Source organism: Nocardia sp. NBC_00881 (assembly GCF_045207455.1).
GTDB lineage: Bacteria > Actinomycetota > Actinomycetes > Mycobacteriales > Mycobacteriaceae > Nocardia.
The window spans coordinates 1,811,542-1,837,713 of the sequence record NZ_CP108798.1 but is presented as its reverse complement, the minus strand read 5'-3'; the positions used below and the strand labels follow the sequence as shown (position 1 = coordinate 1,837,713).

General features: G+C 64.5%; 23 protein-coding genes and 2 pseudogenes. 16 read left to right on the top strand and 9 right to left on the bottom strand.

Annotated elements, in window-relative coordinates; translation table 11 throughout:
* The first annotated feature begins 361 nt into the window (after positions 1 to 361).
* The 9 genes from OH799_RS07255 to OH799_RS07215 all read left to right on the top strand — a co-directional run bounded on the left by OH799_RS07255 (position 362) and on the right by OH799_RS07215 (position 7,223).
* A complete protein-coding gene (locus tag OH799_RS07255; protein ID WP_406276959.1) occupies positions 362 to 1,642 on the top strand; it encodes a family 2 encapsulin nanocompartment cargo protein terpene cyclase in 1,281 nt (426 codons plus the stop codon).
* Positions 1,643 to 1,820: 178 nt separating this feature from the next.
* Entirely contained in the window at positions 1,821 to 2,615 is a 795-nt protein-coding gene (locus OH799_RS07250; protein WP_406276957.1) for an IS5 family transposase, read from the top strand.
* 33 nt (positions 2,616 to 2,648) lie between these two features.
* Complete coding sequence (locus OH799_RS07245; protein ID WP_406276955.1) at positions 2,649 to 3,020, top strand: hypothetical protein; 372 nt, start codon at positions 2,649 to 2,651, stop codon at positions 3,018 to 3,020.
* 279 nt (positions 3,021 to 3,299) lie between these two features.
* Positions 3,300 to 4,034, top strand: coding sequence for a dienelactone hydrolase family protein (locus OH799_RS07240; RefSeq protein WP_406276953.1), 735 nt, complete (start codon positions 3,300 to 3,302; stop codon positions 4,032 to 4,034).
* Between the two features lie 264 nt (positions 4,035 to 4,298).
* Positions 4,299 to 4,598 carry a transposase gene (locus OH799_RS07235; RefSeq protein WP_406276951.1) on the top strand — a complete coding sequence of 100 codons (300 nt, stop codon included), beginning with the start codon at positions 4,299 to 4,301 and terminating at the stop codon, positions 4,596 to 4,598.
* 2 nt (positions 4,599 to 4,600) lie between these two features.
* Positions 4,601 to 4,843, top strand: a complete 243-nt coding sequence (locus tag OH799_RS07230; protein ID WP_406276949.1) for a hypothetical protein — start codon at positions 4,601 to 4,603, stop codon at positions 4,841 to 4,843.
* A gap of 195 nt (positions 4,844 to 5,038) precedes the next feature.
* Complete coding sequence (locus tag OH799_RS07225; RefSeq protein WP_406276947.1) at positions 5,039 to 5,344, top strand: PhoPQ-activated protein PqaA family protein; 306 nt, start codon at positions 5,039 to 5,041, stop codon at positions 5,342 to 5,344.
* Positions 5,345 to 5,363: 19 nt separating this feature from the next.
* Positions 5,364 to 6,188 (top strand): alpha/beta fold hydrolase, encoded by an 825-nt coding sequence (locus OH799_RS07220; RefSeq protein ID WP_406276945.1) that lies wholly within the window; start codon positions 5,364 to 5,366, stop codon positions 6,186 to 6,188.
* A 45-nt stretch (positions 6,189 to 6,233) separates the two neighbouring features.
* Positions 6,234 to 7,223, top strand: coding sequence for an LLM class flavin-dependent oxidoreductase (locus tag OH799_RS07215; protein ID WP_406276943.1), 990 nt, complete (start codon positions 6,234 to 6,236; stop codon positions 7,221 to 7,223).
* A 186-nt stretch (positions 7,224 to 7,409) separates the two neighbouring features.
* Here OH799_RS07215 and OH799_RS07210 read toward each other — a convergent pair whose 3' ends face one another.
* Positions 7,410 to 8,204, bottom strand: coding sequence for an SDR family NAD(P)-dependent oxidoreductase (locus tag OH799_RS07210; protein WP_406276941.1), 795 nt, complete (start codon positions 8,202 to 8,204; stop codon positions 7,410 to 7,412).
* A gap of 72 nt (positions 8,205 to 8,276) precedes the next feature.
* Between OH799_RS07210 and OH799_RS07205 the strand changes: the two genes are divergently transcribed.
* Positions 8,277 to 8,864 carry a TetR/AcrR family transcriptional regulator gene (locus tag OH799_RS07205; protein WP_406276939.1) on the top strand — a complete coding sequence of 196 codons (588 nt, stop codon included), beginning with the start codon at positions 8,277 to 8,279 and terminating at the stop codon, positions 8,862 to 8,864.
* 75 nt (positions 8,865 to 8,939) lie between these two features.
* Here OH799_RS07205 and OH799_RS07200 read toward each other — a convergent pair whose 3' ends face one another.
* Together OH799_RS07200 and OH799_RS07195 are read right to left on the bottom strand one after the other, a co-directional pair.
* Complete coding sequence (locus OH799_RS07200) at positions 8,940 to 9,119, bottom strand: hypothetical protein (RefSeq protein WP_406276938.1); 180 nt, start codon at positions 9,117 to 9,119, stop codon at positions 8,940 to 8,942.
* 10 nt (positions 9,120 to 9,129) lie between these two features.
* On the bottom strand, positions 9,130 to 9,579 hold the full coding sequence (locus OH799_RS07195; protein WP_406276936.1) for a hypothetical protein: 450 nt from the start codon (positions 9,577 to 9,579) through the stop codon (positions 9,130 to 9,132).
* Between the two features lie 81 nt (positions 9,580 to 9,660).
* Here OH799_RS07195 and OH799_RS07190 point away from each other — a divergent pair, with 81 nt between their 5' ends.
* Positions 9,661 to 10,191 carry an MBL fold metallo-hydrolase gene (locus OH799_RS07190; protein WP_406276934.1) on the top strand — a complete coding sequence of 177 codons (531 nt, stop codon included), beginning with the start codon at positions 9,661 to 9,663 and terminating at the stop codon, positions 10,189 to 10,191.
* Between the two features lie 117 nt (positions 10,192 to 10,308).
* Here OH799_RS07190 and OH799_RS07185 read toward each other — a convergent pair.
* Positions 10,309 to 11,728: pseudogene (locus OH799_RS07185) on the bottom strand (GMC oxidoreductase); the annotation flags it as partial.
* Between the two features lie 306 nt (positions 11,729 to 12,034).
* On the opposite strand from OH799_RS07185, the gene OH799_RS07180 reads away from it, so the two are divergent.
* On the top strand, positions 12,035 to 12,466 hold the full coding sequence (locus OH799_RS07180) for a hypothetical protein (RefSeq protein ID WP_406276932.1): 432 nt from the start codon (positions 12,035 to 12,037) through the stop codon (positions 12,464 to 12,466).
* A gap of 804 nt (positions 12,467 to 13,270) precedes the next feature.
* Here OH799_RS07180 and OH799_RS07175 read toward each other — a convergent pair.
* Positions 13,271 to 13,552 (bottom strand): hypothetical protein, encoded by a 282-nt coding sequence (locus OH799_RS07175; protein WP_406276930.1) that lies wholly within the window; start codon positions 13,550 to 13,552, stop codon positions 13,271 to 13,273.
* Positions 13,553 to 13,813: 261 nt separating this feature from the next.
* On the opposite strand from OH799_RS07175, the gene OH799_RS07170 reads away from it, so the two are divergent.
* The 4 genes and pseudogenes from OH799_RS07170 to OH799_RS07155 all read left to right on the top strand — a co-directional run.
* Complete coding sequence (locus OH799_RS07170; protein ID WP_406276928.1) at positions 13,814 to 14,056, top strand: hypothetical protein; 243 nt, start codon at positions 13,814 to 13,816, stop codon at positions 14,054 to 14,056.
* A gap of 138 nt (positions 14,057 to 14,194) precedes the next feature.
* A complete protein-coding gene (locus OH799_RS07165) occupies positions 14,195 to 15,436 on the top strand; it encodes a PucR family transcriptional regulator (RefSeq protein ID WP_406276926.1) in 1,242 nt (413 codons plus the stop codon).
* A 135-nt stretch (positions 15,437 to 15,571) separates the two neighbouring features.
* Positions 15,572 to 17,581, top strand: a complete 2,010-nt coding sequence (locus OH799_RS07160) for a fatty acid desaturase (protein ID WP_406276924.1) — start codon at positions 15,572 to 15,574, stop codon at positions 17,579 to 17,581.
* 292 nt (positions 17,582 to 17,873) lie between these two features.
* Positions 17,874 to 19,125, top strand: a pseudogene (locus OH799_RS07155) (aldehyde dehydrogenase family protein); the annotation flags it as partial.
* Positions 19,126 to 19,482: 357 nt separating this feature from the next.
* Here OH799_RS07155 and OH799_RS07150 read toward each other — a convergent pair.
* The 4 genes from OH799_RS07150 to OH799_RS07135 form a co-directional block, all read right to left on the bottom strand.
* A complete protein-coding gene (locus tag OH799_RS07150) occupies positions 19,483 to 22,281 on the bottom strand; it encodes a hypothetical protein (protein WP_406276922.1) in 2,799 nt (932 codons plus the stop codon).
* 328 nt (positions 22,282 to 22,609) lie between these two features.
* On the bottom strand, positions 22,610 to 22,963 hold the full coding sequence (locus OH799_RS07145; RefSeq protein WP_406276920.1) for a putative quinol monooxygenase: 354 nt from the start codon (positions 22,961 to 22,963) through the stop codon (positions 22,610 to 22,612).
* Positions 22,960 to 24,117, bottom strand: coding sequence for a ferritin-like protein (locus tag OH799_RS07140; protein WP_406276918.1), 1,158 nt, complete (start codon positions 24,115 to 24,117; stop codon positions 22,960 to 22,962). Before OH799_RS07140 ends, OH799_RS07145 begins: the two co-directional genes overlap by 4 nt.
* Positions 24,114 to 26,168 carry a GMC family oxidoreductase gene (locus OH799_RS07135; protein WP_406276916.1) on the bottom strand — a complete coding sequence of 685 codons (2,055 nt, stop codon included), beginning with the start codon at positions 26,166 to 26,168 and terminating at the stop codon, positions 24,114 to 24,116. The genes OH799_RS07140 and OH799_RS07135 overlap by 4 nt, the downstream gene beginning before the upstream one ends.
* Between the last annotated feature and the right edge of the window lie 4 nt (positions 26,169 to 26,172).

Below are 26,172 nucleotides of genomic sequence, written 5' to 3'. Positions count from 1 at the left end.
CGAACCCGTCCGGCACACTGATCTCACAGCACCGTTCCCGAGATATCAGCTCATTCCATCATTCTCTTGCACTGTCGAACACCGCTATATGCCAAGTGACGCTGCGCTTCTCGCATCCCGGTCAGTCGTTCAGGGTCGCCGTGACGGAAGCTCGACCGCACAATGCTGCCTGCTTCATGGGCAGGTCCCGTGAGGGCGGTCGAATGCTTTCACCTCGGTACGAAGGCCCGATGTCGGAGATCAGCGTGTCGAATCCACCGGAATCACGCAATCGCCTGCGGCACTGGGCGAGACGGACGATAGTCGTTTTGACTGCATCGTGCTGTCTCCATCTATGGACCCCTGCGACGGGAGAAGTGCTGTGACAAGTCTCGATAACGACCAGACCAGCCACCGCGACACGGTTACCGACAAGCCGGAACCGCCCGGCGAACGACTTACGCACCTTCTGTCTGGGCCTCACGGCCTGGGCACCGAACTTGCCGCACGCTTCTCGACGAGGACCCGGGCCGAGCCCGAACCGGCGGCACCGCCCGCGCCCGGCGCGATGCCAGCGACCACACTGCCCGGCGCCGGCTTACGGCACCTTCGCGGCACTGGAACTCCGCTGGGCGAGAGCGCGTTTCGAATACCGTTCCGGCACGCGACGGCCGAGATCGAGCCCTACCGAGTGCTTGCCTGGGGTGACGGTTCCGCGCCGCCACTGTACTGCCCGCCCGCCACGCGGATCGACGACAATCTCGCCACCCGGATCGACGATCGCCTCACCACGTGGGCGGAGTCGATCGGGTTCACCGACGAGGAGCTCGAGAAGCTGCGCCGGACCGGCTACGGACGGCTGGTCATGCTGACCCACACCGATTCCGACGATCCCGACCGACTGCTGGTCCCAGCCCAGATGAACACCGCCTGGTGGATGGCCGACGACTACTACGCCGACGATTCGGCGCTCGGCGCGGACCCGACCCGGCTGCCGCAACGACTCACCTTGGCGATGGCGGCCTTGGATCCGTTGCCCGACGCGGGCGAGTTCACCACTCCGCTGGAGGAGGTGCTGCGGGAAGACAAGGTGCTGCGTGCTTTCGGCTCCGCGATCGCGAATCTGCGCGCCCACGCAACCCCGGGGCAGGTGCAGCGTGGCTGCTACGCGACGTTCACGATGTTCGTGTCCTGGACCGCCTACGCCGCGTGGCGACACACCGGCGAATCACCTTCCGCGTGGGAATATCTCGCCGCCCGCCAGCACGACACCTTCTACACCTCGATGACCCTGATCGACCCCGTCGCCGGGTACGAGCTGCCCGCGAACCTCTTCTACGACGATAGGGTCCGGCAGGCCGTGTTCCGCGCGGGTACCGCCGCCGTCCTGGTCAACGACCTGTTCTCGATCAAGAAGGATGCTGCCGACGAAGTACCCGTCAGCAATATGGTGCTGCAGATCGCCGCCGATCGTGGGTGCTCGCTGGCCAAAGCGACCGAGGTCACCGTCGACCTGCACAACCGGATGGTGCACCAGTTCGAAGCCGACCATCGCGCCCTGCGCGCCATCCCCTCCCCCGAGCTCCAGCTGTTCATGCGCGGCGTTCGCGATTGGATGGGCGGCTCGTTCGAATGGCACAACACGAACCCGCGCTACCGCTAGGTGGGTCGTGCCCTGGCGGTAGCCTCCTGATATCGCCTAGGCGGCACATATCGACCAACCCACCGACTCCGCCATCGCCTGTCGAGACCGTGTTCTGCCAGGAGTTCGTGTGCCAGTATTGCCGAGTTGCCTGTGTTCGTCATGCCCAGCCCACAGCGATTCGCGGGTCCCGTGTCGGGTGTATCCGTCTTCGTGCACCGATGAGCAGTGGGCGCTGCTCGAACCGCTGTTGCCTGCGCGGGGCAACACCGGCGGCAAGGGCGGTCGTGGTGAGAAGCATCCCCGCCGCCTGCTGCTGGACGCGATTTTCTACCTGGTGCGTGGCGGCATCGCCTGGCGGGCATTGCCACGCGAGTTCCCATCCCCGACCACGGTGTACGACATCTTCTGCCGGTGGACCAAAGCCGATGTATGGCAACGCATCACCGATGTGCTGCGCCACCGGATCCGGGTCGGCGCTGGCCGCAACCCCACCCCGACCGCAGCGATCATCGACTCCCAATCGGTGCGTGGCGCGGACACTGTGCCCACTCGCTCCCGCGGGTGGGACAACGGCAAAAAGGTCGGTGGGCGCAAACGCCACATCGCCACCGACACCCTCGGTCTGCTGCTCGCCGTGGTCGTGACCGCCGCAAGTACCCAGGACCGCGACGGCGCGCAACCATTGCTGGCGGCCGTGCGCGCCAAGTTCTCCACGATCACCCTGACCTGGGCGGATGCCGGCCACTCCGGCCGGTTGGTGCGCTGGGCTCGGCAGGTGTTGAACTTGACCGTAGCGATCGTGAAACGCTGCGATCCCGGCTTCGTCGTGCTGCCACGCCGCTGGGTCGCCGAACACACATTCGCCTGGATCAGCAAGCACCGCCGCTGCGTCCGCGACTACGAAACCCGACCCGAGCACCACGAAGCCATGGTCTACATCGCCACGATCATGACCATGTCACGGCGATTGGCCCGCTCGACAAACCGATAGCCGGGATCCAGGGATCCGTATTAGCATCGCGCGGTGACGAAAGAACGCCGCCGAGTGCTTACGGTGGGTGAGCTGCAGTACCTGTGGAAGACCTACCACCAACATGTAGACGGCTGCGAGGAAGTCCTGCGATTGCGGCAAATCGGGTCGGTGGCAGGACTGACAATGGTCTTCCGTCCCGACGGGGACCGCCATGTCTCAGACGGCGGGTTCTCCGCTGCCGGTGATATCTGGATCGGTGACCGTTTTCTGAATCTGAACATGCCCGGCGTGGTCAGGGCGTTTGTCGACGCGGCTGTCGAGGCGGGCTGGATGGCCCAGACACGCACGGTCGGCCGCCGCAACGGCTGGGACCTATTCGATGATGCCTACACCAGGAATGCCAACTGCTTATCGACGCTTTGAGCACCGAGACCAGACCTGCCCAAGTTCTCGGACGCTCACTGAGACGCAGGCTGCGGACCGGGACGATGTGCGCCGGCGGTGTCCGGTGAGCTATGCTGTGCGGCGATGACTACCGGGACGGCATTGCGCCACACACAGATTGGTTACCCGGCGCTGTTCTGAGCGCTGTGTGGGCCGATACGGGCCCGCTGTTCTATCCGGAATCTTGCGTTGCCGCGCGGGCTCCGCCTCTGTCGTGTTGATCACAGGCTCCACACATCAACCACGACAGGAGAATCCATGCCCATCAAGATGCTGCAGATCCCCACCACCGACGGCCCGGCCGACGCCTTCGCGGCCTATCCTGACCATGGCGAGCAGCACCCCGGGGTGCTGATGTACGCCGACGCCCTCGGCGTCCGGCCCGTGCTGCGGGAGATGGCCCGCGAACTGGCCGGGAACGGGTACTACGTGCTCGTTCCCAACTTCTTCTACCGGCACGGCCCGGCACCAGTGGTCGAGTTTCCCGAGTTCATCGCAGCAGAGATCCGCCCCGCGGTCGTCGCCCAGCTCATGCCCATGATCGAGGCGCACACCGCCGAACGTATCCTGCGCGATGCCGACGCCTACCTCGAGTTCCTCACCACCCAGCCCGAGGTCGCCGCCGGACCGGTCGCGGTGACCGGCTACTGCATCGGCGGCCTGCTGGCGACGCGCACCGCGGCGGCGCACCCCGACCGAGTTGCCGCCCTCGCCGGATTCCACGCCCCCGTGGGTCTCGACGGGCCCGACAGCTTCGCCAAGCTCACCGCCCAGGTCCACTTCGGCCACGCCGAAACCGATTTGACGCCTGAGGCCCTCGGCGAGCTCAATCAGGCCCTGGATGCCGCGGGTATCGACTACACCTCCGAGATCTACCCCGGCACCGTCCACGGCTTCACCATGTCCGACACCGACGCCTTCAACCCCTCCGGGATGCAGCGCCACTGGGACCGCCTACTCCCGCTTCTCGAGGGCACCTTGGCCAACAGCTGAGGCTTCGGCGCCGAGGCGCGGCGATGGTGATAGCGACTCGTAGTGAATGGTGTAGTCGGGCCAGGGCATGACCATGGGCTTTTGCCACCGTCAATGCGGCCAGCCGTGTAGGGGTGTTCAACGACGGTCGGTTATGCGCGCGGCGCATAACCATAATGCGTCTTGTAATTGCGCAACCAGTCCAATCACAATCAGCTCCCTGAGCTTCCCCCGTTTTCCGGAGGGCTCCGATTTGTGGTCCGATAGGACCGGAAGGAGTCATCTGTGGCGGCACCGAGGAAGTACCCCGACGAGTTGAGGGCTCGTGCGGTCAGGCTGTACCGGGAGTCGGATCCCAAGCCGACGATCCGGAAGCTGGTGCAGCAGTTGGGGGTGCATCACGAGGAGTTGCGGATTCGTCAGGCCGAGGCGGATGCCGGTGAGCGGGCTGATCGGCCGCCGACTGACATGGCCGCCGAGAATCGGCAGCTGCGGAAGAAGGTGGCCGAGCTCGAGCGTGTCAACGCGGTGTTGCGTTCTGCGAGAGCGTATTTCGCCTCGGAGCTCGACCAGACCCGGAGGTGATCGTGCGGTTCGTCAAGGAGCATCCGCAGCAGCCGGTCGAGCTCGTACTACGGGTGCTGGGCATCGCGTCCTCGACCTATTACGGGTGGGTCGAGCGGGCGAGGAATCCGTCGTCGTGGCGATTGCAGGATGAACAGTTGCTGGCTGAGATCGTCGATATCCAAATCACGGCGTCGACGGCCCAGTCCATCACCGAGGCGACATTGCGACGCCGCGGCGGCTGCCCCCGCTTGGCCTTGCCATAGCGCACCTGCAACGTCCCGTAGCCGCCGAAGTGCGGGGCGGCCGGATTACGACCCCAGTCCAAGACATCGAGCGGTGCCGATTCGGTCCTCCGAAGGCCCCACCCGTAAATCACTTTGAAAAGCGTCGCATCCCGATAGGCCGCCAACGCTCCCTTCCGCATACGCCGTCGTCGACCAAACGCTGCAGGTACCTACATGACGTCGATCAACTCGGCCCCGTGGCCCAGCATGGCCGGCACGCCGTACCTCGCGAAGTTGGCGCACTACGATCCGATGGCCCTCGTACCGAGACTGTCGATCCCGACGCTCATCATCGACGCCGCCAACGAGGAGTTCTTCGTTCCCGGCGACAACGGCGGCAAGGCCGCCGACATCCTCGCCGAATGCGGTATCGAGGTGGAGCGCCACGTCATACCCGGAATCGACCACTACGGCATCTATTTCGACGGCTACGCACCCGGCAGCACCCTGGCACTCAACTGGTGGGAGCGGTTCCTGTGACACGACCTGTAGGAATTCATTGATCGAGACAACGATCGGCCCTCTCCACGTGGCCGATACCGGCCCGTCCGACGGACCCGTCGCGCTGGCGTGGCCCAGCCTCTGGATGTCCGGTGACACAACGTGGGGCGCAGTGCTGCCCAGCATCAACGACTCAGGGTGGCGGACACTGCTGATCGATCCGCCAGGCACCGGAAACAGTCCGTCGTCACCGACGACCTTCTCGATGGAACAGTGTGCAGACGCGGCTTTCGAGGTACTCGATGCGGCCGGTGTCTGCGAGGCTGCCGTGCTCGGATTGTCATGGGGCGGTTTCGTGGGACTGCGCATGTCCCTTCGCGCACCTGAACGCGTGTCGGGTCTGGTTCTGAGCAACACCAGTGCCCGACGAGGCACGTTCGTGAATCGCAGCCGGGACCGGCTGGTGTCGTTCATCCTCAGAAACAAGCTGCCCCTCAAGCCCGGATCGCTGGTCGAGGCAGGCATGCTCGCACCGCAGTATCGCGAGAAGAATCCGGTGTTCTCCGGCCATCTCCGCGAGAGCGTCGACCGGCTCGATCCTGTGGGCATCGCGATGGCCAACAAGTCGGTCATGGTCGACCGAACCGACATCAGCGGTGATCTCGGCCGAATCAAAACTCCGACTCTGGTCATCTCGGGGTCCGTCGACAAGGGCCTGCCACCGGAGCACTCGCGGGACCTCTCCGCGGGCATGCCGAACGCGCGGCTCGAGATGCTCGAGGGCGTAGGGCACCTATCCGCACGCGAACAGCCTGAGGTCGTCATCGGCCTCATCAAGAATTTCCTTTCCGAATTACCGAACACCGAGTCACGGAGCAGTTAGCACGATGAGCATGCAAACAGCACCTGCGCAGGCGAAGTCGACAACATGGCCGTTTCGGTTTCCTTCGCGACCACCCTCGACACACCCGAACACGTCCGCATCGCCGAGGATCTGGGATTCCACCGCGCATGGTTGTACGACACCCCGCAGCAGAGCCCAGATGTCTGGATGATGCTCGCGGCGGCCGCCGGTCGGACGACACGCATCGGTCTCGGGCCCGGCGTACTTGTACCGACACTGAGGCACCCGATGGTCAACGCGACCGCGACCGCAGCACTAGAGTCGATGGCACCCGGACGAGTGGCCGTCGCCTTCGGAACGGGCTACACCGGTTGTAAGGCGATGGGCCAGCCCCCCGTGTCCTGGTCCTACCTCAGCGCCTACGTCACAACCTACCGCGCCCTGCTCAGAGGAGAATCGGTCGAGTGGGAGGGCGGCTGGCTGAAGATGCTGCATCCACCCGAGAACCTCCCGAGGACAGCACTGGCGTCGATTCCCGTATACATCGCGGCCATCGGCCCGAAGGGAACGAGGATCGCCCAGACGCTAGGCGACGGACTGTTCGCGGTGCAGGACGCGCCGCCGGCCGCGACGAACTTCCCGCACGTCATCTTCGGAACGACGGGCACCGTCGTCGACGACGGGGAATCGATGACGAGCGACAGGGTTCGCGCCGCCGCCGGTCCGGGAGTGGTGCAGGCATATCACGCCACGTACGAGTTGATCGGCGAGGCCGCAGTGCACGGGGTCCCCGGCGGACCCGAATGGTTGGCCGAGATCAACCAAGCGCCCGAACACCTCCGACATCTAACCATTCACAACGGCCATCTCATGACGATGAATGCAGCTGACGACATCGGGTGGAACGCCGGAGGCAGCGCTCTGCTGACCCACACCACGATGACCGGTACCGCGACCGAGGTTCGGCGACGGGCCGACGAGTTGGCCGATCGCGGAGTGAACGAACTCTCCTTTCAACCGATGGGCGACATCCGCCGCGAACTGGAAGCATTCGCGGAAGCCTTGAAGCTGTAGCCGACACAGCCGCCGAGAGCTGCGCTCATCAAGGCAGCAGATCTTGATCACACGTCCGCTTACAAACTGATGATCGGATCGATCATTCCGAGACGATCGCGTAGGTCAGCACCCTGTCTGCGGCATGTGTGTTTCAGTCGCCGTTGCAGCGTCCGACGGCGGAACGAACGTCGAGAACCGGCACTACTACTTCGCGATTGCGCGACGCCCCAAGGCGCCCATCAGTCGCACGACCTGCCGTCTCGGCAAGAATTTGGTTGCGACCGCAAGGGGTCGGCCGTTCGTGATCACCGACGGCGGAGCAGAGCGGCGGTCGAGGGTGTTCAAAGCGATCTTCACCACGTCCTGCGGAGTGGCTCGCTTGGTGCCGTAATCGGCTGCAGCACCGGCAGTCTCGAAGAACTCGGTTTCCATCGCACCGGGGCAGATGGCCAGAACCCCCAGTTCGGAGTCTCGCGTCTCCTCCCAAAGAGATTCAGTGAAGCTGAGTACGAATGCCTTTGTTGCCCCGTACACGCTCAGGTACGGCGTCGGTTGATACCCGAGAAGGCTCGCGACGTTGATCAAGACGCCATTGCCCTTCGACAGTGGCTCGATGTAAGCACGGCTCAGGTCGACAAGAGCGTTGATGTTCAAGGTGATCATCGACTGGAGTTGGTCCGGGTCCTCGTCCCAGAAATTGTTGTGCGTGCCGAAGCCCGCGTTGTTCACCAGGCTCGTAGCGTGGATGCCGCGCCCTTCCAAGTCGGCGCGCAGGGCGCGACCCGCGTCCGGAGTCCCGAGGTCACGTGCGATGACGGTGACGGCTACGCCGTGCTGTCGCGCGAGCTGCTCCGCGAGCGCCTCGAGCCGGTCGGCGCGACGTGCGACGAGAACGAGGTTCGACCCTCGGGCCGCGAGTTGCGTGGCGAATTCGGCGCCCAGCCCGGAGCTCGCCCCGGTGACAATGGTGGTCTGCTTCGTGTAATCGACTTTGCTCATCTAACCACTCTATGCATTTCTATGCACTGTGTGCAAGTTGTAGCCAGTAGTGAATTCAAGTACTGTAGGTGCATGAACCGACCCGTGATCCCGATCCGCGAGCAGACCCGCACAGTCGTGCGGTCTCTGATCGCCCAGACTGCCATCGCACTCTTCGCGGAGAACGGGTACGACGGCACCACGATCGACGAGGTCGCCGCCGCAGCGGGAGTCTCACGGAGAACGCTGTTCAACTACTTCAAGAGCAAGGAAGATCTCGCTCTGAGCGGCCTGGCCGAACAGGGCGACGTGATCGCGGCCCGGTTCGCCCAACTTCCCGCGGACGAGGATGTCTGGACCTCGCTGCGCACGTCGTTCCACGTGCTCGAAGAGATCGAGGCGGCGCCCGAGCGCCGATTTCAGTTCGCGCAGTTCATCTTCGGCAACGACTCGCTGCGCGCCGGACACATGGACAAACAAGCACGATGGCAGGACCTGCTGACGCCGCTCATCGAGGAACGGCTACCGCAGGATGCGCGCCGCGAACTCCAGGCTCATGCGATCGCAGCAGCGGCGATCGCGTGCCTGCACGTCGCGATGGTTCAGTGGATCGGGCGCGACGGCCGCGACAACGTCTTCGATCTCTACGATGCTGCTGTCGCCGCGGTCCGGTCCGCCTAGCCGCCGGCAACTTCCGGCCGCGGCCAGGCGTCGGGGTCACAGGCCTGCAAGCCTGCGACCCCGACGGTGGCCCGATCAGATGACGTTGACCCGGTCGAGAAACCGCGCCGCGAGACCGGCATGACCGGTGATGGTCAGATCGTGATCGCGCCACCGCGACCGCTGCGTACCCCAATCCGGGAACGTCAGCGACGATGCGGTCACCGTCGCCGCGACCGGACCGGTCCAGTACGCCGATAGTCCCGCCTCGTCCACCCACCAGTCGCTACCGCCGGGGGCCGGTCAGCGTCAAAGCCACTCGACCATCGAGACCCGGCACCGAATTCCGAGCGACCTGATTGCTCAGGACTGCGGTCATCCACGTGAGCACGGCCCGCATGCGGTCGTCATCGGTCTCCGGCGCCGGACGCCCCAATGCGGGTGCCATGTCGAACCGCAGATGCGTGTGATGATCGAACACCAGAGCGCCGCCGACTACCAGCCCTAGCGGGAACCGCCCCAACTCCGCTAGCGGTGCTCGTACGTAACGCATCGGCGAATGCGAGATCACCGACAACTCAGTCACCGCGTGCGAGGTAGACCCCGAGTACTCCTTCATCACCTTTTTTCGGCTCCAGCCACGACGGGCATCCACCGGCCCCTCATTGACCTGCTCGAGGCTCTTCGCAAGCATCGTCGGCAACCCCGAGGCGCTGTACATGTGCTTCGAAGTCACTCCGATATGACCGACCACGTCCGCGATCCGCCAGCCCGCAGCCGTACTCGGCGCCTCGCCACAGCGGGGAGGATCTCCCCCATGCACATGCAGGCGGAGGCGCGGGCCGTGTGGGACAACGACTTCCCCGGTCTGATCCCCGAGACGCAGCTGGTCTACCAACCCATCCCCGGTGGCGTGTTCCAGCTCGAGGGCCACGCCCTGATCGCCATCGAGGTCGGCCACACCGACACCGACGACACGAGTGTCCTGCACGTCCCGGACATCGGACTGCTCGTCGGAGGCGACGTTGTCTACAACGGTGTTCATCAGATGCTTCTCGAGACACCCGGTGGCGGTTTCGGCTCGTGGCTTGCCGCGCTCGACGTCGTCGAGGCGCTGAATCCACGCGTCGTCGTGGCGGGGCACAAGAACCGTGACCTTCCGGACAACCCCGAGAGCATCGGCGAGACAAGGCAATACCTGATCGACGCTCGGGATCTGATCACCGCGACACCCCCTCCCACGCCGCAACAATTCTTCGACACCATGACCTCGAAGTATCCGACTCGACTCAACATCGGTCCGGTCTGGTACGACGCTCACGGTCTGCTCGCGGTTGCGAAGTCGTGACGCAGACCGCACGTCCGTGCGCGTGATCCCCCTGGCCCACGCGTTCGGGTATGCGGACGACGGCTCCCATCATCGAGATCTTGCCCGAGACTTACCTCTGACGAGATCATCGAAACATCAACTCACCGTGTCGATATCGAGCCGAGGCCGTTTCAGCACGGTGAGCGGCAATGCTGCGGGCGCGTATGCGGGAACCGCGGGCGACTGCGGGCCCACCACGGTGAGGCGCTGATACGGTTCGGACTGGCTAGGACGCGGATCCGCGTCCCCTTTGTTCGGCCAGAGCGCGAATGCTCGCTCCGCTTGAGCGGTGATAGTGAGCGACGGGTTCACACCGAGATTCGCACTGACGGCCGACCCGTCGACAACAGACATCCCCGGATAGTTGAAGACTCGGTGGTACGGGTCGACGACACCGTTCTCCGCCGATGTGCCGATCGGGACGCCGCCGAGGAAGTGTGCGGTCATCGGCATTCCGAACACCTCACCCCACGATCCGCCCGCGACGCCGCCGATACGTTGTGCGGTGCGCAGGTTCGCCTCGTACCCACCGGCGATGAAACTCGGAGTGGGCTCCCCGTGACCTTGTTTCGACGTGAGACGGCGGCCGCCGAACGGACCCTTCTTCGTGAATGTCGTGATCGAGTTGTCGAGACTCTGCATCGCGAGAAGAAGCAACGTCCGCTCGCTCCATCTGCGCGGGTTCACTAGTTTCAACCAGGTGAGCGGGTGCCGGCCGATGGTGCGTGCCGCTTGCAGCCACCGCGGGGTGGACAACGAACCGTTGGTGGCAACGGTCTGGAGCAGACTCATAGCGTTGCTCCCCTTCCCATAGCGCACCGACTGGATGTGGGTGTTCGCGTCCGCATAGAACGAGGACGAGACCGCGACACCCTTGGTGAAGTCGACTTCGGAATCGACGGTCGTACGACCGGTCCCGACGATGTTCTCTGAGTTCGTCCGCGTCAATTCGCCTAGCCGACCGGACAGTTCGGGCATCACACCGTCGTCACGCAGTCGATGCAGAAGCTTCTGCGTGCCCCAGGTGCCGGCGGCGAGGACGACCTTGCCCGCGGTAAGAGTGCTGCGCTGCCGCCGCGACCGCGTGCCGGTGCGGTGCATATCGACCTCGAACGTGCCGTCCGATCGCGGCGTCACGATGTCGACGGTGGCCATGGGGAGGACGACGGCACCCTGTCGCTCCGCCAGGAAAAGGTAGTTCTTGGTGAGGGTGTTCTTCGCTCCGACACGGCATCCCGACAAGCAGGATCCGCATTCCGTGCACCCGGTGCGCCGCGGGCCGGCACCGCCGAAGTACGGATCGTCGTCCGTTCGGCCGGGGGCGCCGAAGTAGACGCCCACCGACGCCGGGTGGAACGTGTCGGCCACCCCCCATGTCGGCTGCCACCTGGCGCATCGCGGCGTCGGTTGGTGCGGGGTGGGGCACAGTAGCGACGCCCAGCATCCGGCTGGCCTGGTCGTAGTGCGGTTCCAACTCCGCCTGCCAATCGGTGATGTGCGCCCACTGATTGTCGCGGACCGCAGAGCGATCAGCGTGTGACGACGCCGGTTGCCGCGCAAGGCATTTGCGACGTTGAGGATGTCATCGCGGGTCACTTCTCGGAGATTGTCGTAGCGGCCGGACCAGTCGAGCAGGGCGGGCCGGATGTCGTTGAGGTAGGCCCGCCCGGTGTGCGGATCGCGACGCCGGGTGCGGCGCCCGCCGTGATACAGTGCCCGGGTGCTGCCGCACCCTTCCCTCTGCGGGAAGGGCTTGCCTTCTATTCCCTTGTGTCGCTTTGGGATTCGTCGTCATTGGCGCGGTACAGGTGTCCGAGGAACCGTGCGCCATGTCGAGGCGTTGGCCTGCGGCGTCATGGTTGTTCGCGGCTTCACGAAGGAAGCGGGCGGTGTGGTGGCAGTTGGACTGAATCTGATCGGTGGTGCCGTCTGGGTCGTCGTGGCCGAAGTGGTCGGTGTACGTGGATTCATCGCCGATGTTGCGAGCCCAGCCGCCGAGACGTTCGAGCACACTGACGGCACTGCGGTCGGCGGCCGCGAGTGCTCCAACAACGGTGTAGGCGTCAGCCGGATCGGTCAGCTTCGTGCGATGGGCCGTGACCCACCGCCACGCCAGATGGGATTGACCGGAGCCGAAGCCATACTCACCCTCCGCACGCTCATCAACAACGGAGACTTCGAAACCTACTGGCAATACCACCTCACCCGAGAACACCAACGCATCCACCCGAACGACTACCAGATCGCCGCCTGATCAATAGTCACTGCAGACTAGCTGCACCCATTCGAGATCGGGTCGAGGAGCTTGCATCTCTGCTTGCCGACCACGCCTCCGCGGGGCGGGTGTTCGCCGTCGATCAGCTGCGGCGAGAATTCGAGCAGCGGCCAGCCATTTCATCGAGAGATAGCTCGTGCGCACTTCCAGCGTGACGAGTTCACCGCGGCCCTTGCGCTGCTCGACAAGTCGAAACGAACCGCACCCGTGACGATCCGGTACAACGGCTACGCGCGAGATGCTGCACGAACTACGAAATACCGCCTTCGGACATACGCGACGATGTTCGCGCCCTGCGCGAACGCGTCGGTCGCGCGGCCCACTGGAGTGCCGCGTGGCCGCTTCCGGATCCTCCGTTCGCGGCTCGCCGACCCTCCCGATTCAGTTCCCGCTGACGGGCCGACGTCGTTGGTGGCCCTTCCAGCGCCGTTGCTGGAGGCGGGACTGTTCATAGGTTGTAGCGGTCTCGCTACCTCATCTGTTCAATTGAAGGTCGCGGAACCGTCTTGGGGTGGCCCGCTGAGGCCCTGATACGAACAGTACGTCGAGCGTCGATGGAGAATAAGCGTCGGAACCGACATCTTTCGCGCATTTTCCGACATCATTCACCTTCTCGCCGACCACCTCATCTGTCGAAAGCAATCGTTTCGGTCATGATCCCGATCACCTTTTCTCACTGCAGTGATATACGACACTAATTGTGGAAAATGCCGTAGGAAACGGCCCGAGAGGCCACACTTTTCCAGCCCCGTTGTCCCGCATGCACAAACGTGCCGAACCCTGCTACAGATAGGCGACCCGCTCCAACCGATTACGGCCTGCGGGACGCTCACCGCGGCGCAACCGCGCGGTCAGGTCGGCCTCCTCGGTCGCTGCCCGCAGATCCAGGTGGTCCTGCAACAACTGCCGCAGCACTTGTCGGCCTCTGCCTTTGATGAGGTCTTCGAGCTGGTTATGCGGAAACTGGGCGGTCTCCACGTTTTCCAGGTCGGCGACCAAGGATTCGAACGATGTTTTCGACGCCGCAAACGGGTCAGCACTCGCCGGCGTGCCATACCGTGTCACCGCGGGCTCTTCTTTCACGCGTTTCGATATGGGTGGCACCTTCGAATCTGACAGAAGAGCTCGCCGACAGCTCTTTACACCTGTGGCACAAGAGAACAGGCCCGGAGTCTGCTCGTCCAGCCAGCCGCGCGCGGTCAGCCGCTTCAACTTCGACCGCAGTCCCTCCGCCTTCGACGGATTGACCGAAAGCCCCAAGGCGGCGGCGATATGCCCGGCTCGCAACCCCCGCCCCGCATCGGCGAGCACCTCCAGGATGTCGCGATGAATACATCGGCCGGCTCCAGCGAACACTCCTCACCGGTGACAGCTATAGCCGCAGGCCCTGCTAGCGGGCTTCCGGTCGCCGCGGCAGCGATGATCACCGGCGCCGCCGCCGCGGTCGGCGTACCGCTCGTCGCTGTCAGGGCGATGCTTGCTCAATGGAGGGACCACGAGGCGACCAGGAATATGCAGTTCTACTTCCTGTACGCCACCAACTCCAGGCTTGCCCGCCTCGCGGAATAGTGCGGGTGACCTCCGGTCAGCGCGTCAGGCCGGAAACACCCTTAGATCCACAGTCCCGACAAATGGGAGAAGCGTTCCGTTGCTGCGTCGATCGTGAACGGTCGGCCGTAGCAGTTCGGTCGAGGTTAGTGTGCAGATATGGAGGCGCTGGAGCCGGCTCGTGGTGGGGAGGCTGGAAGGGATGTTGCTGCGTCTTTGCTGGCGGATGTGTCCGGTCTGGCTGACGACATGCTGGGGTACTTGGTCGAGCGGATACCGGAGATCGGTGGGGATGCTGAGCTTCGCGGCCTGACTTTGGGGTCGTGCTCGTCGAATCTAGAAGCGGTGCTTTCGATGGTTCGTCATGGGATCGATATTGCGGCTGTGGAGGCGCCGGTGACGGCGCTCGAGCACGCTCGAGCAATGGCGTCACGGGGGCACAGCGTGGATGTGATGCTGCGGTTCTATCGGTTGGGTCATGAGTTCTTTACCGAAAAGCTTTCCGAGTCGCTGACTGATTTGATCGACGACCCCGCTGTCGCGTTGCGGGCGTTTGTCGATCTCGAGCAGTTCGGGTTTCGATACATCGACCGCATCTCCAGTCTGGTGGCCGCCGAGTACGTCGCGGAACTCGACCGTCGCCAGAACCAGGCAAGAGCCGAGCGGGCCGAGGTCGTGCGCGCACTGCTGGCTGGGGAACGTGTCGATGTCGCTCGGGCCGAACGTGTGCTCGGCCATCGGCTCACCGGTCGGCAGATCGGCTTCGTGTGCTGGGCCGACGACCGCAGCGTCGACCTCGAGGGATTCGCCAGGCAGGTTGGACGGCTCCTCGGTGCGGGCCACTCGCTCGTCGTGGCGGACGGGCCACTCGCGGTGTGGGGATGGGCATCGGTCGCGGGGGAGGTGAGGACGTCGCTCACGGGCATGGCGACGGAGTTTCGCGGTGACAGTAGAAACTTTCACGTCGCGGTGGGCTCGCCCCATCCGGGGGCTGCCGGCTTCCGTACCTCCCACCTCGAGGCTGTCCGTACTCGCCGGGTCATCGAACTGTCCGGTCGCGTTGCGCCGACGATCACCGAGTTCAGCGATGTCGCGTTGGTGGATGCCATCTCACGCGACCTGGATGCGGCGCGGGCCTTCGTCACCGCTCAGCTCGGCGCTCTGGCACGGGATGACGTGAAAGAGCGCGGCGAGCGCGCCGCACTGCTGGCCGTGCTCGACGCGCAAGGGAGTCTGGCGACCGCAGCGCGCGCCTTGGGAATCCACCGGAATACGGTCCTGCACAGGGTGCGTCGTGCCGAAGAGCGCAGGGGCCGGCCTGCGACTATCAAGACCGCCGAGCTGCACGCCGCCCTCCTGGTCTGCGACGTGCTGGGAACCCCGGTTTTGCGCGAGTCATAGCCGCGTTGACCGGAGTCGGAGCGTGCCGGGATGTGCTCGCAGCACATCAAGGAGGGCTGAAAGGGCCTTGTTGATAGATACCGGCCGTTCGTAGTTTGTGAGGCATCTCATCCCGAAGCACGAAAGAGGAGTCCGATGTCGACGACGACTCAACACTCCCCACCCCTAGCAGCGGCCTCGCGGCATGCTTTGCCTGATTCGGGCGAGCGGGTTCCTCCGCTGTCGTGGCCGATAGTCGGCATCTTCACAGGTGCGCTTACGGTTTTCGGCGCCTCGACCTGGGCTGCGCTCACCGGCACTGTGCATGCGATAGTTACCATCGCCGCGAGCTCGGCGGCAATCTTCGTCCTGTTCACCGTGTTGCACGACGCTTCGCATTACTCGATCAGCTCCCATCGCTGGGTCAACGTCGCCTTCGGTCGCGTCGCGATGTTCTTCGTCTCGCCGCTGATCTCGTTCAAGTCGTTCGCGTTCATCCATATCGAACACCACCGCAACACCAATGACGGGGAGTCCGATCCCGATCACTTCGTCAGCGCCGCACCGTGGTGGCAGCTGCCCGTCCGCTTCCCGGCCATGGACCTGCCGTATATCAGTTTCTTGGTGCGTAACGTGCGCCGGCGACCACGCGCCGAGGTCCTGGAAACGGCGACGTTGATGACCTTCTCGCTGACGGTCATCGTGGCGGCCGCGCTCACCGGACAGCTGTGGACGCTCGCGGTGATCTGCCTGATTCCCGGGCGGGTGGCGATGTTCGTGCTCGCGTGGTGGTTCGACTGGCTGCCCCACCACGACCTGGAAGATACGCAGCGCGAGAACCGCTATCGCGCGACCCGCAACCGCGTCGGCTCGGAGTGGATCCTGACTCCCCTGCTGTTGTCGCAGAACTACCACCTGGTCCACCACCTGCACCCCTCCATCCCCTTCTACCGCTATGTCGCGGCCTGGCGACGCAACGAGGCCGCCTACCTCGAGCGGGACTCGGCGATAAGCACCGTTTTCGGGCAGCAGCTCGACGCCGCGCAGTACCGCGAATGGAAACGCCTCAACGGCAAACTCGCCGCACTACTCCCGGCCCGAATGCCGCGTTCCTCCGCGGCACGCCATGCCAGTACCCACCCGATCCCCGTCAACAGCGTCGAGCCTCTTACTCCGGGCAGCGTCAAAGTTACCTTCGACGTTCCCGATCATCTGAGCGACCAATTCCGATTCCGGGCGGGCCAGAACCTGACGATTCGACACCGCATCGGTGGGCGGGAGGTGCGGCGAAACTACTCGATCTGCACCTCGGCCACCTCGGGAGAACTGGCGATCGGAGTACGGCACATCGCGGGCGGGATGTTCTCGCGCTTCGCGGTCGAAACGCTGCGAGCCGGTGACGTCCTGGAGCTGATGACGCCCACGGGCAGCTTCGGCGCACCCCTCGATCCCCTCGCCCGGCGCGACTATGTCGCGGTAGCGGCAGGAAGCGGCATCACGCCCATCCTGTCGATCATGCGCACCACGATGGAGATCGAGACCGAGAGCCGCTTCACCCTCTTCTACGGCAACAGAACCGCAGAGTCGACCATGTTCGCCACCGAACTCGACGAGCTCGAATCTCGATATGCCGACCGGTTAGGCATATTCCACATCCGCTCCGGCGAGGCCCACCACCCGGCCGCTTTTCGTGGCCGAATAGACCTGGCGATGGTTCAACGGCTGCTCGACAACGACCTCACCTCGATCGACCGGTGGTACCTGTGCGGCCCAGCCGATCTCGTCACGACAATGCGCGATGACCTCACATCCGAAGCAGTGCCGACCGAGCGGATACACCTCGAACTGTTCCGCGGCCCAAACCGATCCACACACGTCGACGGCTTCCCCAACTCGGAAGTGACCATCACCCTGTCCGGCGCGGATCACACCGTGGAACTCGCCGCGGGTGACACCGTCCTCGAATCCGCGCTGAAAAACAACATCGACGCGCCGTATGCCTGTCTCGGCGGCGCATGTGGCACGTGCAAAGCCAGAATCACCACCGGAGCGGTATCGATGGAGCAAAACCTCGCACTTACCGCAGCCGAGGTCGACGCCGGTTTCATCCTGACCTGTCAATCGCATCCCACCACCCCAACGGTCGCAGTCGACTACGACAGCTGACTTGGTGGTCCACCTCCCGCGACGCCCCAACGCGTGATCGCCGGGCTCGGAATCTTCGTCGGTCCCCTTCGTATGGGTAGCCGAACCATCTACCGGAGACCCGACCCGTTCCCGGTCAACGACACATCCTGCGCGGCAAACACTTTCGTGGCAGGGCCGCGGGCACGGAACGACTTCTCGAACACGGTCTGATTCCGTCGCCGGAGGCGTGACGGAACTTCTCAGAGGTAATGAAATGTCTACACCGACGACCGCACGAGCGGTCTCTGATTTGCCCGACATTCCCGCAGCGATGGCACGGGTTCGCCGCGCGTTTGCGTCCGGCCGGACCCGAGACCGCGCCTGGCGTGAGGAGCAGCTGCGGAACGCGATCCGGCTGCTGGATGAGCAGGAGGATCGGATCGCAGCCGCGCTGGCCAGTGATCTCGGACGCAGCCGGGCCGAAACCTGGTTCGGCGATATCTCGTCCACCAGGGGTGAGGCCGTGTTCGCCCTGAAACACCTGCGCCGGTGGATGCGTCGGCGACGGCAGCCGCTGCCGCTGGTGCAGTATCCGGGTTCGGCCTGGGTGCAGTACGAGCCGCTTGGCGTCGTCCTGGTCGTCGGCCCGTGGAATTACCCGGTTTACCTGACGCTTTCACCGCTGGTGGCCGCTGTGGCCGCGGGCAACTGCGCGGTGCTCAAGCCGTCCGAGCTGGCGCCGGCCACGTCGGCGGTGCTGGCTCGGCTGGTTCCGGAATATCTGGACTCCGAGCCGGTCATCGTGGTCGAGGGCGACGCCCCGGTCACTCGGGAGCTGCTGGCGCAGGGTGTCGACCACGTACTGTTCACCGGCGGCGACCAAATCGGACGAAAGATCATGGCCGCGGCCGCGCCGACGCTGACCCCGGTGACCCTGGAGCTCGGCGGTAAAAGCCCGGTGATCGTGACCGCCGACGCCGATCTGGATATCGCGGCCCGCCGCATCGCCTGGGTCAAGTGCGCGAACTCGGGGCAGACCTGCATCGCGCCGGACTACGTGCTGGCCGATCACCGCATCCGGGATCGGCTGGTGAACAAGATTATCGCGGCGATCGAGCAGTTCGAGCGGGAGGGCAGCGCGGACGGCCGCCGGATCGTCAACAAGCGCCAATTCGCGCGGCTGGCCACCTATCTCGCGCAGACGCGCGGCACGATCGTACTGGGCCGGACGGGCCACCGAGGCGTCGCTGTCGATCCGGCCGACCGTGATCGTCGACCCGCATCCCGATGATGCGGTCATGCAGCAGGAGATATTCGGACCTATCCTGCCGGTGCTGTCGTACGAAAGTCTCGACGACGCAATCTCGTTCGTGAACCCCCGGCCGAACCCGCTTGCCGCGTACTACTTCACGAAAACGACCGCGGTGGGCGAGCGCCTGGTGGACGAGATCCCGTCCGGCGGTGCGGTGATCAACCATGTCGCCATGCACTGTCTGGTGCCGCAGCTGCCGTTCGGCGGTGTCGGCGCCAGCGGCATGGGCGCCTACCACGGCCGCTGGGGATTCGAAGCACTCAGCCACCGGACATCGTCGGTCGGGACGTGGTGATCGGGGGTTTGAGCAGACCCTAGGCCCGGTCCCTGCCCAAGGTTCATCTCAAGCCGGACCCGGCAGGATCAGCGGTCGAAGCCCTGGTTGTTCTGCTGCTCCGACACCGACTCTGCCCGAGCCATCGAACGCTGGTTGGCTATCCTCGAAAGGTACAAATTGGAGATGAGACCGCTTCTCATGGCGGCAGTAAACGTTGACGACAGGGGTTGATGAGAATGCGGGCACGGCAATAACTTTCGTAACGATCTTGATTCAGCACTTCGATCATCACCGAATAGCCGCTGTGCCCGCATCAACGACACACAGGAAACCACAGGTCACACTGCTAGATCACGACTTTGCCGACCCCGGGGTCTGCTCCAAAGCCGGGGCGGTCGCAACTGTGTTCTGCGCAGGAGCCGTGGCGCCGGACGCCGTTGCCGCCACCGTCACCGCCAGCGCACTCTTGACCTCCTCGGCGACCGTGCCATCGACCCGCACCGGGATCTTCGCGTTCTCACCACTCGGGGGCACCTGCCGGTCCACGGTCGTCTCTGCCAGGGGCGGCTGTTGAGGTCCGGTCGGGATCCCCAGAGCGATTTCTTTGCCGTCCACCGTGACCTTGACGTTGTTCAGCGCTGTCGGTACAGCCACCTTCACGTTTGTCTGTCGGGCGGTGGACGGTCCTGTGTTCGTCAAGGTCCACTCGTAGGCCAGGGGCCTACCCGGCTCGGCCGGATGCGGCGTAACTGTGCCCTGCGGTAGCTGGAGGGTGACCTTCGCGGTGGCAGTGGCCGTGACCGAGTGGTGCACTGGTTCGGCCCGGAAGGCAAATGCCCTGGCCTCCGCCTCCAAGGTTCCGTCTGCGTCGGGATCGACCCGAGTCATCACTTCGAAGTCCTTCGATTCCCCCTTCTCGAGCTTGCCCAGGTGGCACGCTACGGCGCCGTCCACCACCCAGTGCTGGTCGGGGGAAACACTGGTCACCGACACGCCCGCCGGCAACGTGACGGTCGTTGTGACCGCGACGGCATCACCGCTGTTGGCGCTGCCGCCGACATTCGTCACCCGCCACGAGTACACCAGATCACCCTTTTCCCCGGCGATCACACTCTGCGGCGTGGAACGGCCGGTCAGCAGCAGCCACACCCGATTCTTGTTTTTCTCCTCTTCCTCTTCCTGCTCCTCCGGCTGATGACCCTCCGACGAGGGCCCGCCGTCCCCAGGGACCGGTGGGTATTTCGGCAGCGCCGAGATCAACCCACCGACCAAGCCTGCGATGGCGCCGATCAGGTCACTCCCGTGCCAGTTTTGGCCCTTGTGGTCTCGTGCGGCCACTGTCGCGGTCGCCGTTCGCGGCGCACTCCGATGTTCGGTTCCCCGGACGATCTGTGCCGTGGCCGACACATCCGTTCCGTCGGCGACCTCTGACTCGACTTTGACCGGCACCGGCAACCAGACACTGTCACCCACACTCAACGTCGTGGTGCCCGGCGCACCGGTCTTCTGCGTCGTCCCCAACGGCCACTCGACATGCCCATCCCTCATTGCGACCTTGTCCCCAGCCTTGGTCGTGAATGTGGGATGCAGCTCCACCGCCGCGGGAAGCTTCACCCGCGCCGACAGGTTCATACTGTCGCGGACCGTCGACGGGCCCTCATTCGTGATCTGCCACTGATATAGCAGGTCGCTGCCCGGCGCCACCGTCTTCGGAAACGCACTGGCCGCAGAAAGCACGAGATTCGCCTGGGCCACCACCCTGACAGTGACCTTCCCGCCGGCACTCGCCTTCTCAGCCGGTTCGTCCTTGTCAGCCGTAGTCGAGGTCGCCGTGGCCGCAACGGCGAGCGAGGTTTCCGCGGCATCCGCTGCAACAGCTACCCGCAACGTGGCTTGCACCTTCCGCTCGCCATTGGGCGCCAGAGCACCCGGCCGCCACTCCACCCTCTTCCTGGCTTGATCGCTGATCGCGCCGTCCTCGGCGTTGGTGAACGCGCACCCCTGTGGTGCGATGGCCGTCACCACCACATCCTCGGCCTGCGAAGGACCCTGGTTGCTCACCGTCCAGGACAACGTCACGTCCCTCGAGGTCCCCGCGACCACCTCGACCGGATCAGCCGTAGTCGCCGAAAACACCAGTTTCGCCCGGGCCACGACCGGGGTTACTTTTCGCACCCGATAGTTCTCGGTGTCGGCGATATAGAGGGCGCCGTCGCGGCCCACCGCTACCCCGGATGGTGTGTTGAGTTGGGCCTGATCGGCAGGTCGGCCGTCACCATCGAAGCCGGGGGTCCCGTTGCCGGCGACGGTCTTGATCGTGCCCGTGCCGTCGACCTTGCACACCCGATGATTGGCAGTGTCGGCGATGTAAAGGGCGCCGTCGGGACCTATCGCCACCCCGGATGGTGTGTTGAGTTGGGCCTGATCGGCAGGTCGGCCGTCACCATCGAAGCCGGGGGTCCCGTTGCCGGCGACGGTCTTGATCGTGCCCGTGCCGTCGACCTTGCACACCCGATGATTGGCAGTGTCGGCGATGTAAAGGGCGCCGTCGGGACCTATCGCCACCCCGGATGGTGTGTTGAGTTGGGCCTGATCGGCAGGTCGGCCGTCACCATCGAAGCCGGGGGTCCCGTTGCCGGCGACGGTCTTGATCGTGCCCGCGTCGTCGACCTTGCACACCCGATGATTGGCAGTGTCGGCGATGTAAAGGGCGCCGTCGGGACCTACCGCCACCCCGGACGGCAAGTTCAGTTGGGCACGATCCGCTGGCCCGCGATCACCTCCGGAGCCTATCCCCCCGTTGCCGGCGAAGGTGGTGATCGTGGCCACGTCGTCCACCTTCCGCACCCGATAGTTCTCGGTGTCGGCGATGTAGAAGATGCCGTTGGGGCCTACCGCCACTCCACGCGGTGAGTTGAGTTGGGCATTGACGGCCGGTCGGCCGTCACCATCGAAGCCTGCCCCATTGCCGCCGGCGACAGTGAGGGTCGCGTCCCTATCCACCTTAGTTCGCACCCAATGGTTGACATCGTCGGCGATGTAGAGGGTGCCGTTGGAGCTCATCGCCACCCCAGACGCGTGATCGCCGATCCCGTAAGTATCGATCGTGCCGGGCTCCGGTTGCCCATCTATTGCGGTCGTGTGATCCATGACCTTCACCGTCCTTACCCCTGTAGCCACCGCGCCGTTATTTTGCGGTGGGGTTTTGCTAATTTTTGTGAATTGCGTGGCCCACCCTCTGCCACCGGACAGGGACCGGACCTACATCAGCCCCTCGTCGGCGACGCGGGGTCGCCGACGAGGCATGGCCTGATACTTTCCGAAATGGGCGTATTCGAATGTCACCAGCGCCTTCTTGTCTTCGACCTAGCGGCCGGTGGTTTCCCGGTCTTGCCGTACCTGCTTGATCGGGAGGCGCGGAATTCTCAGCTGCTCCTGGCCATTTCGTTGCCGTGATGGGTATCGGCAGGCTGATCGCTCAGCCTACTGCCGTGCCCCGGACGAACCCGGCGAAGCGGTTCGCGAACTCGGCGCTGACGTAAAGCTTGCCGTCGTTGCACACGAACAGGTGCAGATGCTTCTCGAGCCACTTCGTGAAGATTTCGCCCGTGCGGTGGTCCTCGAAGGCCTGGCGGTTGGTCCAGGCGCCGAGGAAGATCAACTCGTTCGGGTTCGGCGGGGGCAGCGATCCGGTCTTCTCGGCGGTGTGCAGACAGTACATGAGGGTGGTGTGCTCCTGCTTCTCTACCTGCGCCACCAGGTCTTTCAGCGCGGCCATGGCCTCGTTGCGTTTGCCGTCGACGCACCACCACTTCGTCACGATGCAGATCACTTGGTCCGTCCTCTCAGGCTTTCGGCGTGTTCGCGGAGGCTGTCCCGCTCTTCTTTGGCCGCGTAGTAGAACCGGGGGCAGAGTGTGTGCTTGTGGTGCACCGGATTCGTTGTGCGCATCAGGCCGACGGCCATGTTCTTCAGCACGTACATGCCGTGGACGGCCCTGGCAAGCGGCGACTCGGCCGTCGTCCCGGAGGTGTCGTCGTCCTGGCCCGAGAGGGCACGGTAGAGGTCGTCGACCAGCTGCGAGTACGCCAGGTCGAATTCGATCAGCGCGGCACCTTCGACGCTGTCGGCGGGCTGGTCGCCGCGCGGGACGTGCAGCGCCGGGTGGACTGCGTGGTAGTCGACCAGCAGCATGGCGCCTGCGGGCGCCTCGTCGGCGGTCTGGTCGTGACGGAAGCGGCGCTGGGCCTGCAGTTCGCGGAAGCGGGCGAAATGGGAGTACATCTCCCACCCGGATCCCAGCTTGTCGCTGTCGGCGACCGTTTGCTTGGCCACGTGGTCCAGGCGCTCCAGTGGAAGCCCTTCGCCTTCGGCCACGATCTTGTTGATCGCATCCAGCGCGCTGCGACGGTCTGACACCTGGATCACCTCGCCCGCGCCGCCGTAGTACTGCGTATCCGGCACCTGGTAGCCGATGACGAAGTTCGAATCCTTGACGATGCCATCGTTCCTCAGCGCGGTAGTGATCGCGTCGTAGAACTGGCCGATGGTCTGATAGCCGGGCGCTGTCGCGTCCAGATAGTCCGCGCCGTGCAGTGGGTGCTCGATGCGGATGAAGGTCTTCACGGCATCGGGCGTAAAGGGACGCAGGTCGAGTTTGCCGAGGCCGGAGATCAGGGAACTGTCCAGCGGGTAGGCAGGGATCGGGCTGAGTTTCGTGTAGTGCTGGAAATCGACGGGTTCGGGGCTCGGCGGTTTTCCCAGTGCGTTGAGGACATTGGCCGCGAGCGTCATGTGCAGCATCTCCTCCATGACGACGCTGCGGATCGTCTGCGCCGCGTCGGCGTTGTGGCCCTCTTTGATGGAGTAGAGGGCGGTGAGGTAGACCGGGATGGTGCTCAGCTCGACGCCGACGGCGAGTTGCAGGGCGGCTGTCAGCTCCGTGAAAGTGTGGATGGGAGTCGGAGCGATCTGTTGTTCGTTCACTCGTGGGATCCCTTCTGCTGACCCAGGTCCTCGGCGATCTGGTCGCCGGTACGGATGGCCAGGGCGGTCATGGTGAGGGTCGGGTTGGAGGTGCCCAGTGTCGGCATGCTGCCGCAGCCCACGATGTAGAGGTTGGGTAGGTCGTGACTGCGCTGGAAGCTGTCGACGACCGAGTCCGTCGGATTGTCGCCCATGCGGTGCGTGCCGACGACGTGGCCCGCGCCACGCACCCAGTAGGTCTCGGTGCCGACAGTCACGGCCGACGCGTCGGAGTCGTCGTAGTGGGTGTAGTCGCCCGGCTTGTATGTGGGGCGCTCTTGATGCTCGGCGATGCCGAGATACTCGAACAATTGTCTGCTCGCCTCTGCTGCCCATGGCAGCGATTTGCGTACGTAGTCCGAGAGGTCGTACTCGATGACCGGGCGGTGTTTGCCCAGCGCGTCCTTGTATCGGTCCTCGATGGTGACCCGGTTCCTCTGCTCGGGATCCTGTTCGAGTTCCCAGGCGATCCGGAACTGACGGGGCAGGACATCCCCGAGTCTGGTGCGCAGATCCTTGCCGTACAGCGGGCCCTTGTCTTTCTCGCCGATGTCGACCAGGTCGTGGACGGTGTCGTAGGGGGCGTTCTCCGGGAAGTTCCAGCCCCAGTTGCCGATCTCGACGCGGAACGCGGTGCGGTCGCTGCGGAAGTCACCGTCGCGGAAGGAGGGGATGCCGGACGTGGAGCCGGGGCCCCGGAAGGCGCCGACGTTGTCCTCGAGCAGGCCCCAGGTGAGCAGCAGCGGATGGTCCATCAGGTTGCGGCCCACCTGGTCGCTGCGGTTAGCGGCGTTATCGGAGGCCAGCAGCAGGGTGGCGTTCTCAATGGCGTTCGCGGCCAGGACGTAGATGTCGGCGGTCACCGTGTGCTCCAGCGGTGGGCGGCCGTCGTCGAAGTAGGTCATGTACGTCACGCCGGTGACCACCCCCGTCGGTCCCCTGTCACCATGGTCCACCCCACGACCTCGCGGGCCGGCCAAGAACTCCGGTGTGTGCAACACACGGGTGACGACGCACTGGCTGCGCACGGTGACGCGGGCCTTGGACGCCTGGTTCGCCGATGTGGAGTCTGGATAGTTGATGATCAGCTCGTACAGAGTTTTGAGCGCACTGTATTTCGCCTGGGCGGGGCAGATCGGTATGCAGCTGGAGTTGCCTTCGCAGCGCTGCCCCTGGTCGGCGTTGCCGACTGCGCCGACGACCTGGTACGAATCGGTGGTCGGGGTGGAGTTGCGGGCCACGGGCGTGTTGCTGACCGTGAGCGTGAATTCGCAGCTGTCCAGGGGCGTGGGCGGGGGATCGGGGATAGGACTGGGGATATCCGGGGAGTCACCGGACAGCGTGACCGTCTTGTTGTCGATCTTGCCCTTGATGTAGTTGTCGAGATAGCTGGATGGAATCGGTTGCATGGGGAAGTAGTAGTCCCGGTGCCCGAACCTGTTTCTGTCCTCGGTCTGGAAGTAGTTCGTCGGCTCGATGCCGGGGTAGTTCTGATCGTCCACGTCTCCCGCGACGCCGATAATGTCCCACTCGGCCCGCTCGTAGTACGGCTTCAAATCCTCGTAGGTCAGCGGCCAGTCGACGCCCCTGTCATATGTCGTATGCATCTTGAAGTCGGTGGGGAGCATCCGCAGGCAGGTGCCGAGCCAGTGCAGGGTGGTGCCGCCGAGCGTGCGGGCGTAGTCACTGCCGAAGGGCATCGGGCCCTTCTGGACGAAATATCCCCTGCTGCTGGGGGGTCGGTCGATGTCGAGCACATCGGGCTGGGGTGCGGAACTTGTCGCGGGATAGGGCGAGTTGGGCACCTTGTACAGGGCCTGCTGGTACGCCTGGACATAGGTGTCGTACTTGTCGGCGCTCATGGCCGTTGCCCGGCCGGCCTCCAGGATCAGGATGTGGGGGTGTCGGGGTGGATTCTGTGCGGCCGCCTGCTCGATGACTGTCTTGGCGATGGTGGCCGCGGCGATGCCTCCACCGACGATCACCAGATCGAAATGCTCGGGGTTGCTCATGGTG